Origin of the sequence: Burkholderia catarinensis, assembly GCF_001883705.2 — a bacterium.
GTDB lineage: Bacteria > Pseudomonadota > Gammaproteobacteria > Burkholderiales > Burkholderiaceae > Burkholderia > Burkholderia catarinensis.
The window spans coordinates 1-12,422 of record NZ_MDEQ02000001.1 but is presented as its reverse complement, the minus strand read 5'-3'; the positions used below and the strand labels follow the sequence as shown (position 1 = coordinate 12,422).

Sequence of the window (12,422 nt, the reverse complement as noted above, 5' to 3'; positions counted from 1 at the left end):
CGCCGCCGCTTGCCGGCGGCGCCTGCGCGGGAACCAGGCTCAGGCGATCAGCCTGAGCTTTCTCCTCTCCGCGAGCCACGCCTCGAACGCCTGCGCCGGCATCGGGCGGGCGAAGTAGTAGCCTTGCGCGTGATCGACGTCGAGCTGCTTGAGGAATTCGGCTTCCGCATGCGTCTCGACGCCTTCGGCGACCACCGCGAAATTCAGCGCCTTCGCGAGCGACACGACCGAGCGCACCAGCGCCTGCGAGCGCGGATTGCGGTCGATGCCCGTGATGAACGTGCGATCGAGCTTGATCGCATCGAGCGGCAGGCGCGACAACTGCGACAGCGACGAATAGCCGGTGCCGAAATCGTCGAGATGGATCTCCGCGCCGAGCTGGCGGAACTGCCGCATCAGACCGATGGCCGCATCCTCGTCCTCGATGAAGCAGCTCTCGGTCAGCTCGATGTCGAGCAGGCCGGGCTTCAGCCCCGCGCCGTCGAGAATCGATGCGAGCTGGTGCACGATGTTCATGTCCTGCAACTGCCGCGCGGACATGTTCACCGCGATCCGGATGTCGAGCCCCTTCGTCTTCCACGCGGCGGCCTGCGCGGCCGCGGTGCGCATCACCCAGCGCCCGAGCGGCGCGATCAGCCCCGACTCCTCCGCGAAGCGGATGAACTCGATCGGCGCGACCAGCCCGCGATCGGGCGACTGCCAGCGGATCAGCGCCTCGACGCCGTGCACGTCGCCGGTCGCGATATCGACGACCGGCTGGTAGTGCAGCACGAACTGCTCTTCCTCGAGCGCCTTGCGCAGGTTCGTGTCGAGCCACATGTACTTCGCGACCTTCTGGTTCATCTCCAGCGAGAACACGCGGTACGTATGCTTGCCTTCTTCCTTCGCGACGTACATCGCCGTATCCGCGCTGCGGATCAGCGTCTCGAGCGAATCGCCGTGCTGCGGATGCATCGCGATGCCGATCGAGCAGCTCGTGTAGACCTCCATCAGCCCGAGGTGGATCGGCGTGCGCAGCCGTTCGAGGATGATCTGCGAGGTCGCTTCGAGCAGCGGCCGCGTGCCGTGCTCGAACAGCACGAGGAATTCGTCGCCGCCGAGCCGCGCGAGCGTCGCGCCGGACGGCAGGCAGCCGCCGATGATTCCCGACACGTCCTGCAGCAGGCGGTCGCCGGTGATGTGCCCGTAGTGATCGTTGACGCGCTTGAAGTTGTCCAGGTCGAGGAACAGGATGCCGACCTGGCCGCGCGACGCGGCCGTCTCCGCGGCGATCGCGGCGTGGATGCGCTCGCTGATCGCATGGCGGTTCGGCAGCCCGGTGAGCACGTCGGTGTTCGCCAGTTCGGTGAGCCGCTGCTGCGCATTGCGCTCCTCGGTGACGTCGATGCCCGAGCAGATCAGGAACTGCTCCTCCACGCCGCTGCCGCTCTGCACGAACTTGTTGCGGAACTGGAACAGGCGCGGGCCGTTGACCGTGTTGATGTAGCGCTCGACCGCGAACGAACAGTTGCTCGCGAAAAAGCCGGTGATGTTGGTGCGCGACTGCGCGCCCTGCTCGGGGCTCATGAACAGCTCGAACGCGCTGCGGCCGATCACGTCGACCTCGCGCTTGCCCGTCACCTCCTCGCACAGGCGATTGAAGCGCTGCACCATGCCGTTGCGGTCGAGGATCACGACGAGCGAATTCACTTCGGACACGACCTGCTCGGCGAACGCGAGCCCGTGCCCGAGATCGCACGCGACGGACACCGCATCGGAATAGGCGCAGGCCGTGCCGGCCCAGTCGGTCGTGTCGACCTTCTTGCCGACGAGATGCAGGCTGACCGACTCGCCGAACAGCACGATCTCGAGCACGAGGTGCGACGTGACGCCCGTCAGCGCGCGAATGCGCGCGGCCTGCTCGACCGTCAGCGCAACGGCGACGTTGGTCAGGCCGCGCACGGCGGCCAGTTCGAGCGCATTGCTGTCGCTGCCGAGACGCCAGCAGGGGCTGCGGGTCCCGACGTGCGCCTCGAGCACCGCGCTATCGTTTTCGTCATCCATGGAGCCGCCCCGATCCAGAAAAAAACGCACAGTGTAGACGGAGGCGAGCCGACCGCCCGCCCTTCCGGGCCGCGCGTCGCGCGCTCCCGGCTGGTCGGCCGTGATGGCCGTGACGATGGCCCTCGTCCGTACTTGTTTCCAACTAATGCGACCCGGCGTTCGCGCATGACGCGCGCAGGTTCTGCCAAACGAATGATGAAGTCATCTTATCAAATGACGATCAGAATTGGCACTCACATTTAGAGCAGAGTGTCAAGGAATCGGGACTCGATTGGCAAGCCGGATTTTTCATGATTGGCAGCATGCACGAACGCGCGGGCGGCGGCGCGCAACGGGTTGGCGGGACGGTCTGAATGCCCCGCCGGGCGGGCGTCTCCGGTCAATTCAGTAATAGGGGCCAAATCTACTTCTGGACCGTGGCGGCAGGGTCGGATCGCATTCCGGCGACCCGGCTTTCCGTCATTTTTGATTCGGTTCGTGCGTGAATGCGCGGTTTTATTCCACAGTCCGTTGCAATATTTTCCGCGTACCGGCGCGGGTGTCCGCGCCGGTTGCACGGTTCAGCCCGCCGCGCCGTATCCGCCGCCGCCCGGCGTTTCGACGACGAACACGTCGCCCGGCGCCATCTGCGCGCGGCCGATATGGTCGAGCGCCTCGACCGTGCCGTCCGCCCGCTCGATCGTGTTGCGCCCGAGCGCGCCGGCTTCGCCGCCCGCCGCGCCGAATGGCGCATGGATCCGGTTGTTCGACAGGATCGACGCGGTCATCGGCTCGAGGAAGCGGATCCGCCGCACCGCGCCGTCGCCGCCGCGCCAGCGCCCGCCGCCGCCCGAGCCGGCGCGGATCCGGTGCGAATCGAGCCGCACCGGGTAGCGCCATTCGAGCACCTCCGGATCGGTGAGCCGCGAGTTCGTCATGTGCGTCTGCACCGCGCCGACGCCCGCGAAGCCGTCGCCCGCGCCGCTGCCGCCCGCGATCGTCTCGTAGTACTGGTGCTGAGCGTTGCCGAATGTGAAATTGTTCATCGTGCCCTGGCTCGACGCGACGCAGCCGAGCGCGCCGTACAGCGCGTTGGTGATCGCCGACGACGTCTCGACGTTGCCCGACACGACCGCCGCCGGATACTCGGGGTTCAGCATCGAGCGGGCCGGCACGATCACCGTGAGCGGTTTCAGGCAGCCGGCGTTCAGCGGGATGTCGTCGCCGACCAGCGTGCGGAACACGTACAGCACGGCGGCCATGCAGACGGCCTTCGGCGCGTTGAAGTTGTTGTCGAGCTGCGCGGACGTGCCGGTGAAATCGATTTCCGCGCGCCGCGCCGCGCGGTCGACGCGGATCGCGACGCGAATCTCCGCGCCGTTGTCGAGCGGGTAGCGGTACGCGCCGTCCTGCAGCGCGCCGATCACGCGCCGCACGGCTTCTTCCGCGTTGTCCTGCACGTGTCCCATGAACGCGAGCACCACGTCGCGGCCGAACTGCGCGACCATCCGGCGCAATTCGTCGACGCCCTTCTGGTTCGCGGCGACCTGCGCGCGCAGGTCGGCCATGTTCTGCTCGACGTTGCGCGCCGGGTAGCGGCCCGACGCGAGCAACGCGCGGGTGTCGGCGTCGCGCAGCACGCCGGCCGACACGAGCTGCCAGTTGTCGATCAGCACGCCCTCCTCGTCGATATGCGTCGAATCGGGCGGCATCGAGCCCGGCGTCGTGCCGCCGATGTCCGCGTGGTGGCCGCGCGAGCCGACGTAGAACAGCGGCGCGTCCGCGCCGTCCGCGAACACCGGCGTGATGACCGTCACGTCCGGCAGGTGCGTGCCGCCGTGATACGGGTCGTTCAGCATGAACACGTCGCCGTCGCGCATGCGGCCGCGGTTGCGCTCGATCACCGTGCGGATGCTCTCGCCCATCGAGCCGAGGTGCACGGGCATGTGCGGCGCGTTCGCGATCAGGTTGCCGTCGCCGTCGAAGATCGCGCACGAGAAGTCGAGGCGCTCCTTGATGTTCACCGAGTACGCGGTGTTCTGCAGCCGCAGCCCCATCTGCTCGGCGATCGACATGAACAGGTTGTTGAAGATCTCGAGCCGCACCGGGTCGGCGTCGGTGCCGAGCGAGCGGCGCGTCGGCAGCGGCGTCGTGCGCGTCAGCACGAGGTTGCCCTGCGCGGTCATCTCCGCGCGCCAGCCGGGCTCGACGACGGTCGTGCCGTTCTTCTCGGCGACGATCGCCGGGCCGTCGATCGCGTCGCCGGCGAGCAGCGTGTCGCGCACGTAGAGCGCCGCGTCGTGCCACCGGCCGCCGGAATAAAAGCGCACGGCGGAATCGGCGCGCGGCGTGGCGCCGTCGCCCGCTTCGCGCGGCGCGAGCGGCGCGGTCTCCACCGGCGCGTCGGAGCGGCCGATCGCCTCGACCGAGGCCAGCTCGGCGACGAGCGGCGTGCCGGGCATCAGGAACGCGTAGCGCTGCCGGTACGCGGCCTCGAACGCCTGCTGCATCGCGTCGACGCTGCCAGCCGGCACGTCGAGCGCCGAATCGGTGCCCTGGTAGCGCAGGTGCACGCGTCGTTCGGTCGCGATCCGCTCCGGCGGCACGCCCTGTTCGAGCAGCGCGCCGACGGCCTCGTCGGCCAGCCGGTCGAGCGCCGCGTCCAGCGCCGGCAGCGATGCGTCGGACAGCACGGCCTCGACCGCGCGCTCGCGCATCGCGGTCTGGTCGGCCAGGCCCATCCCGTATGCGGACAGCACGCCCGCGAGCGGATGCGCGAACACCTGCGTCATGCCGAGCGCGTCGGCCACGCCGCACGCATGCTGGCCGCCCGCGCCGCCGAACGTCGTCAGCACGTAGCGCGACACGTCGTGGCCGCGCTGCACGGAGATCTTCTTGATCGCGTTCGCCATGCTGCCGATCGCGATGTCGAGGAAGCCTTCGGCGAGCGCCTCGGGCGTCTCGCGCCGCCCCGTCGCCGCGTGGATCTCGTCGGCGAGCGCGGCGAACTTCGCGACCACGCCGTCGCGGTCGAGCGGTTCGTCCGCATGCGGGCCGAACACGCGCGGGAAATGATCGGGCTGGATCTTGCCGAGCATCACGTTGCAGTCGGTGACCGTCAGCGGGCCGCCGCGCCGGTACGCGGCCGGCCCCGGGTTCGCGCCGGCCGATTCGGGCCCGACGCGCAGCCGCGCGCCGTCGAAGCCGAGCACCGAGCCGCCGCCCGCGGCGACCGTATGGATGCTCATCATCGGCGCGCGCATCCGCACGCCGGCCACCTGCGTCTCGAACACGCGCTCGAACTCGCCGTTGTAGTGCGACACGTCGGTCGACGTGCCGCCCATGTCGAAGCCGATCACCTGCGCGAAGCCGGCCGCGCGCGCGGCGCGCACCATCCCGACGATGCCGCCCGCCGGGCCCGACAGGATCGCGTCCTTGCCCTGGAACGCGTCGGCGCGCGTCAGCCCGCCGCTGCTCTGCATGAACTGCAGGTTCACGCCCGGCATCTCGTGCGCGACCTGCTCCACGTAGCGGCGCAGGATCGGCGACAGGTACGCGTCGACGACAGTTGTATCGCCGCGCGACACCATCTTCATCAGCGGCGACACCTCGTGCGACACCGATACCTGCGTGAAGCCGATGCGGCGCGCGAGCTCCGCGAGCGCACGTTCGTGCGCGGTATGGCGATAGCCGTGGATCAGCACGATCGCGAGCGCGCGCACGCCCGAGTCGAACACGCGTCGCAGCGACGCTTCGGCGTCCGGTGCGTCGAGCGGCACGACGACGTCGCCGTGCGCGCCGACGCGTTCGTCGATCTCGACGACCGTCTCGTACAGCGCATCGGGCAGCACGATGTCGAGATCGAACAGGCGCGGCCGGTTCTGGTACGCGATGCGCAGCACGTCGCGAAAGCCGCGCGTCGTCGCGAGCGCGGTGCGTTCGCCCTTGCGTTCGAGCAGCGCGTTGGTCGCGACCGTCGTGCCCATCTTCACCATGTCGACGCGCTCGGGCGTGATCGGCTCGCCTGCCGCGAGGCCGAGCAGGTGGCGGATGCCGGCCACGGCCGCATCGCGATACTGCTCGGGGTTCTCCGACAGCAGCTTGTGCGTGACGAGCGTGCCGTCGGGCCGGCGCGCGACGATGTCGGTGAAGGTGCCGCCGCGGTCGATCCAGAATTGCCAGCGCGCCGCGTCGGAGGGAACGGGGGAAAGGTGTCGGTCAGTCATGATGTCGGGTCGATGCGTCGTTGAATCGAGGACGAGCGCCGCCGCACGGCGCGCGTCGCGCGCCGTGTCACGGTGTCGATGAAAGGGAAGGAAAACGAAGGGCCGGCCGCCCCGCCGCTTACGCGGCGTCGAGTTCGCGGCCGCGTGTCTCGGGCAGCGTCAGCGCGGCGACGACCACCACGCCGTACGCGGCGACCGCAAAGATTCCGATGCTGGTGCCGAGCCCGTACTGCTTCGACAGCGCGCCGATCAGGAACGGGAACAGTGCGCCGATCGCCCGGCCCACGTTGTAGCAGAAGCCCTGGCCGGAGCCGCGCACGCGGGTCGGGAACAGTTCGGTGAGGAACGCGCCCATCCCCGAGAAGATGCCCGACGCGAAGAAGCCGAGCGGGAAGCCGAGCCACAGCATCGACGCGTTGGTCAGGTTCAGCGACGTGTAGGCAAACGCGATCGCCATCGAGCCGACCGCGAACAGGATGAAGTTCGGCTTGCGGCCGAGGCGGTCGGTCAGGTACGCGCTCGTCAGGTAGCCGACCCACGAGCCGAAGATGATCATCGCGAGATAGCCGCCGGTGCCCATCACGGTCAGGTGCCGCTCGGTCTTCAGGAAGGTCGGCAGCCACGTCGTGATCGCGTAGTAGCCGCCCTGCGCGCCGGTCGTCAGCAGCGCCGCGCGCAGCGTCGTCGTGATCAGCTTCGGCGCGAAGATCTCCGTGAGGCGCGGCGCATCGGCCACTTTCGCCTGCGCGGCCTTCTCCTTCTCGTAGACGTCCGGCTCCTTCACGTAGCGGCGGATCGCGACGACCAGCAGCGCGGGCGCCAGCCCGACGAGGAACAGCGCGCGCCATGCCTGATCGGCCGGCAGCACCGAGAACAGCAGCGCATACAGCAGCGCGCACAGCCCCCAGCCGATCGCCCAGCCCGACTGCACGAGGCCGACCGCCCTGCCGCGGTCGCGCGCGCGGATCACTTCGCCGATCAGCACCGCGCCGGCCGTCCATTCGCCGCCGAAGCCGAAGCCCATCAGCGCGCGTGCCGCGAGCAACTGGTGATAGTTCTGCGCGAGCCCGCACAGCGCGGTGAACACGGCAAACCACAGCACGGTGAGCTGCAGCGTGCGCACGCGGCCGATCCGGTCGGACAGGATGCCGGCGATCCAGCCGCCGAGCGCCGACGCGAGCAGCGTGACCGTGCCGATGAAGCCCGCGTCCGCCAGCGAGATGCCCCAGGTCGCGACGAGCGTCGGGATCACGAACGACAGCATCTGCGTGTCCATCCCGTCGAGCATGTAGCCGACCTTGCAGCTCCAGAACGCGCGGCGCTCGCGCGGCTGCGCATCTCCGTACCACGAGAACAGGCCGTTGCGCGCTCGGCTCGCGGGCTCGGCGGCGGGTGCCGCGAGAGTCTTGCTTTCCATGGTGGTGCTCCTGTCGTGATGCGCCGTCGGATGGTGGTCGGGTGTGCGGTGTGTCGGGCGTGTGTCGTGTGCGTGGCCGTTTGCCGGATCAGAACACGGCCAGCGACGCGTTCGTGATGTCGGTCATCAGCATGTGGCCGGGCGTATGCGCGATCGCGATCGGCAGCTTCGCGTCCATCAGCGCGGTTTGCGGCGTCACGCCGCACGCCCAGAACACCGGCAGTTCGCCGTCGCGGATCGTCACCGCGTCGCCGAATTCGGGCGCGTTCAGATCCGCGATACCCAGTTCCTGCGGGTGGCCGAGATGGATCGGCGCGCCGTGCACGCCCGGGAACCGGCTCGTGACCTGCACCGCGCGGATCGCATCGGCGCCGCGCATCGGCCGCATCGACACGACGAGCTGGCCGCCGAAGATCCCCGCGCGGCGGTTCGGAATCGACGTGCGGTACATCGGCACGTTGCGACCCTCCTCGACGTGGCGCAGCCCGATCCCTTCGCGCGCCAGCATCTCCTCGAACGAGAACGAGCAGCCGATCGCGAATACGACGAAATCGTCGCGCCACAGCGCTTCCAGCGACTCGACGCGTTCGGTCAGACGGCCGTCGCGGTATACGTTGTAGCTCGGCACGTCGGTGCGGATATCGAGATCCTCGCCGAGCGCGTCGAGCCGGAACGCGCCCGGTTCGCCGACGCCCAGCAGCGGGCACGCTTTCGGGTTCGCCTGACAAAAGCGCAGGAAATCGTGCGCGTACGCATCGGGCAGGATCGCGAGATTCGCTTGCGCGAACGGGCCGCAGTGGCCGGCGGTCGGGCCGCGGAATGCGCCGTGGCGCACGGACTGGCGGAATTCGGAAGGCGTCATGATGTTCGGTCGCAGATCGGTGTGTCGTCGGGATGACCGCTTCGTGTCATCGGATACGGCCAAGAATAGAAAAGAAAAAATTTTGTCGCCAACGAGTTTTTTTGCGCTTCGTGTATAGAATTTCTTAACGGATCTCGGGGTTTTCCCCGGTCCCGTTCACTTTTCGTCACCGGCAAGCTGCGCATCCACCGTCCGCCCGACCGCCATGAACACGCGTTTTCTCGAAACCTTCGTCGTGCTCGCGAAGCTGCGCAACTTCCGCACGACGGCCGCCGCGCTGCATGCGACGCCGGCCGCGATCTCGCAGCGCCTGAAGGCGCTCGAGGACGAACTGCAGACGGTGCTCGTCGACCGCGACAGCCGCGAATTCCGGCTCACGCCGAACGGCGAGTACCTGCTCGGCTATGCGAAAGCCGTGGTCGAGGCGACGCAGGAGCTGCAGGCCGCCGCGTCCGGCGAGAGCGCGCTGCGCGGCAAGCTGCGGCTCGGCGTGATCGAAACCGTCGTGCACAGCTGGCTGCCGCACTATATGCGCCGGCTGGCGGCCGACTATCCGCAGCTCGAGATCGACCTGACCGTCGATGTCAGCGTCGTGCTGCAGCGCCGGCTGATGGCCGGCGAGCTCGACCTGATCATCCGCGTGGAAGGCAGCGACGAGGCGTCGGTCGTCTGCGACGCGCTCGCGAACTACCCGGTGCGCTGGATCGCGCGCACGGGGCTGCTGCCGAACACGCGCACGGGCCTCGCGCGGCAGGTGCTGCGCCAGCCGATCCTGACCTACGGGCGCGGCACCGCGCCCCACCGCGCGCTGGAAGATATCGTTCGCACGCTCGCGCACGCGCACGGCGTGCCGCTGTCGGACACGCGCATTACCGGGTCGCCGTCGATCTCGGTGATCGTGCAGCTGGTGCGCGACGGCTTCGGCGTCGCCGCGATTCCGGTGCTGTTCGTCGATGCGCTGATCGAAAGCGGCGAAGTCGTCGAGCTGCCGCTGCAGCCGTCGCCGCCGTCGATCGTCGTGTCGATGTCGCGGCGCGCGGATGCGCCGAGGTTCGTGCATGGCGCGTCGATCGCTGCGCGCGCCGCGTGTCACGAGTATTGCGAGAAGAGCACGCGGCGGCTGGTTGAGGCGCTTTGAAGCGGTGGAATGGCGCAGGTCGACATAGCCGCGCGCAAAATGAACACCTTTTGTTTAACGAAAGTCAAAGTCGGAAAAATCGTATTCATCCCATAGGCGTCGCTGCATTTTCACGTTATCAATCTCGATCCACGTGATATGTGAGATCGCTGATGAAGAATGCACAAGGCCATGAAATGGTTCGCCTGGGAGACGCCACCGATCATGGCGGCACCGTCACCGAAGCCGCCGGTGATCTGAAGCATCTCGGCGTGGGGGTGGCGCTGGACGGCCACGGCGTGACGTGCCCGAAATGTGGTGGCGTTTTCCCGTTGCTGGCGAGTGGCCAGCGTACGCATCGCGGTCGACGTGTTGGTTACCACGGCGACAATACCGGTTGCGGTGCGACCGTCATTGGTCAGCGAACAACGGGGGCAGCGTAAATGGCGATGTTTACTCAGGCTCACACGCTGTCCATCACGGGCGCAGCGTTGCCGACCTATGGGATGGACGCGCTGCCGGTATTCGTTCCAGTGCGCTTGCACGGCACCGAAACCATCGGCCGTCTCGATGAATGCCGCTACGTCGTTACGCTGCGCACCGACGACGCTTATGCGGTCTCCCCCAGTCGCACGGCCAATCACGATCTGGACAAGGTGGTCGGCACGGAAGTCACCGTATCGATCCAACTCGAAGGCAACGGGCAGTTTATTCCGGGGCTGGCCGATGGCGTCGGACTCGGAAACATCGGCGCGGGAACGCGTGAGATAACCGGGCTGGTCGAAGTGGCCCGGCTTGCCGGTCAGGATCGCGATTCGATTCTGTACGAGCTGGAACTGCGCCCGTGGCTCTATCGCGCGACGCTGACGCAGGATTGCCGTCTCTTTCAGGATATGACCGTCGTCGAAATCACCGACGCGGTGCTTTCGAAATATCCCTACCGCGTCGATAAGCGTCTGGGCGCATTCCGGGGCGTTTATCCAAAACGCGACGTGCAGCGGCAGGCGTTTGAATCGGACTGGGCGTTTCTGCAACGCCTCTGGGAAGAATGGGGGATCTGGTGGTGGTTCGAGCACGACGATGGCCATCACCGTCTGGTCTTGTGCGACTCGATGGGCGGCCATCATCCGCACGGCGCGGCCTATGAGATGCTGCGTTATCTGCCGCCCGATGGTCAGCGTATCGATGAGGAACACATTCACGCGCTGTCCGTGATCAGCCGACTGACGCCGGGGCACGTGATCGTGACGGACTACGACTACACCCGCCCGCGCGCCAATCTGGCCGCCACGGCGGAAGACCCTCGCCCGACCGCAAGCGCCGACGGCGAGATTTACGGTTGGGGCGATTACAGTCAGCCGCTCGCGGGCGCGCAAGGGCTGACGGGCCAGCCGAACGATACGGAGCGGGAGGCGCGGCACTTCGCGCAAGTGCAGCTTGAGGCGCACCGCTGCGCGGGGCGGCGTGCGAACGGCCAGGGCAATCTGCGCGGCCTCACGGTCGGCCACACCTTTACGTTGACCGGCTATCCGCAGCAGGCAGCGAACCGTGAATACCTCGTTGTATCGTGCGCGCTCGACATTGAGGAAGTCGCGGGACGGACCAGCGGCGCCCAGACCTATCGCGTTGACGCACAATTCGAACTGCTGCCGACGAATGAGCCGTTCCGGCTAGCGCGCAGCGTCCGCAAGCCCATCATGAGCGGGCCTGAGAAGGCTATCGTGGTTGGCCCCGCCGGGCAGGAAATCTGGACGGACCAATACGGCCGGGTCAAGGTGCAGTTTCAATGGGACCGGCAAGGCCAGCACGACGAGAACTCAGGCATCTGGCTGCGCGCGCTGTCGCCGTGGCAAGGCGTGGATATGGGGGCGACGTTCATTCCGCGCATCGGTCATGAAGTGGCGGTGTCGCACTACTACGGTGATCCGGATTTACCGGTGATTATCGGCAGTGCCGTCAACGCGCTCCGCCAGCCTGCGTTGGACCTGCCGCACAATCATGCGCTGTCGGTACTGCGCGGCAAGGAATTCCACGGCACCGCATCCGGCCACGTGGCAATCGATGATACGCGGGAGCAAATCCAGACGCAGATAGCCAGCGACGCGGGCGCGTCCCTGCTGAGTCTCGGCAACCTTCGGCGTATCACCCGAAAGAAGGGGCGCGCCGATGCGCGCGGCAAAGGCTTTGACCTTCGCACTGACGATTGGGGCGTTGTTCGGGCGTTGAAGGGTTTGTTCGTGTCGACAGACGGTCAACCGGGCGGCCCCGGTCACGCGAAGGACGCCAAAGAGGCCATCGGCCGACTCACGCGGGCGCGCGAACTACAGGAAAGCCTCACGGATTTGGCGCAACAGCACGACGCACAACAACGCGGCACGGATCAGAGCGACGTGACTCGGGCGCTCAAGGCACGCAACGATGCGATCAGAGGCAATACGCCAGCCGGCCCGGACGAGTTCCCGGAGTTGATGGAGGCCGATATTGTGCTGGCTGGGCCGGCTGGCATCAGTCTGGTGGCCGAGCGTAGCGCTCATATCGCAAGCGGTGAGGATGTCGCGGTGACAAGTGGCCGGCATGTCGGGATCGCCGTGGGGCGTTCGCTGTTCGCGAGCATATCGAATACGTTCTCGCTGTTCGTACACAAGGCAGGCATGGCACTCGTCGCCGCCGCTGGGAAAGTGCGTATCGAGGCGCAGACCGATGGTGTCGACGTGACCGCTAAAAAGGCAATCCAGATCACGAGCACGACCGACAGTATCCATCTGCATGCGGCAGAGG

General features: G+C 67.4%; 7 protein-coding genes. 3 read left to right on the top strand and 4 right to left on the bottom strand.

The window, feature by feature from the left end:
* Nucleotides 1-39: 39 nt before the first annotated feature.
* From pdeR to BFF94_RS00020, 4 genes are all read right to left on the bottom strand, one after another.
* Complete coding sequence (gene pdeR, locus BFF94_RS00035) at nt 40-2,043, bottom strand: cyclic di-GMP phosphodiesterase (protein ID WP_128846501.1); 2,004 nt, start codon at nt 2,041-2,043, stop codon at nt 40-42.
* Nucleotides 2,044-2,603: 560 nt separating this feature from the next.
* Nucleotides 2,604-6,248, bottom strand: a complete 3,645-nt coding sequence (locus BFF94_RS00030) for a hydantoinase B/oxoprolinase family protein (protein WP_219138799.1) — start codon at nt 6,246-6,248, stop codon at nt 2,604-2,606.
* Between the two features lie 118 nt (nt 6,249-6,366).
* Nucleotides 6,367-7,665, bottom strand: coding sequence for an MFS transporter (locus BFF94_RS00025; RefSeq protein WP_128845695.1), 1,299 nt, complete (start codon nt 7,663-7,665; stop codon nt 6,367-6,369).
* A gap of 88 nt (nt 7,666-7,753) precedes the next feature.
* Nucleotides 7,754-8,527 carry a putative hydro-lyase gene (locus BFF94_RS00020; RefSeq protein WP_128845698.1) on the bottom strand — a complete coding sequence of 258 codons (774 nt, stop codon included), beginning with the start codon at nt 8,525-8,527 and terminating at the stop codon, nt 7,754-7,756.
* A gap of 205 nt (nt 8,528-8,732) precedes the next feature.
* Here BFF94_RS00020 and BFF94_RS00015 point away from each other — a divergent pair, with 205 nt between their 5' ends.
* The 3 genes from BFF94_RS00015 to BFF94_RS00005 form a co-directional block, all read left to right on the top strand.
* A complete protein-coding gene (locus BFF94_RS00015) occupies nt 8,733-9,665 on the top strand; it encodes a LysR family transcriptional regulator (RefSeq protein WP_128845704.1) in 933 nt (310 codons plus the stop codon).
* A 152-nt stretch (nt 9,666-9,817) separates the two neighbouring features.
* Nucleotides 9,818-10,087 (top strand): PAAR domain-containing protein, encoded by a 270-nt coding sequence (locus BFF94_RS00010; protein ID WP_128845706.1) that lies wholly within the window; start codon nt 9,818-9,820, stop codon nt 10,085-10,087.
* Nucleotides 10,088-12,422: type VI secretion system Vgr family protein (locus BFF94_RS00005; RefSeq protein ID WP_219138798.1), on the top strand; the 2,335-nt coding region annotated here is incomplete at its 3' end.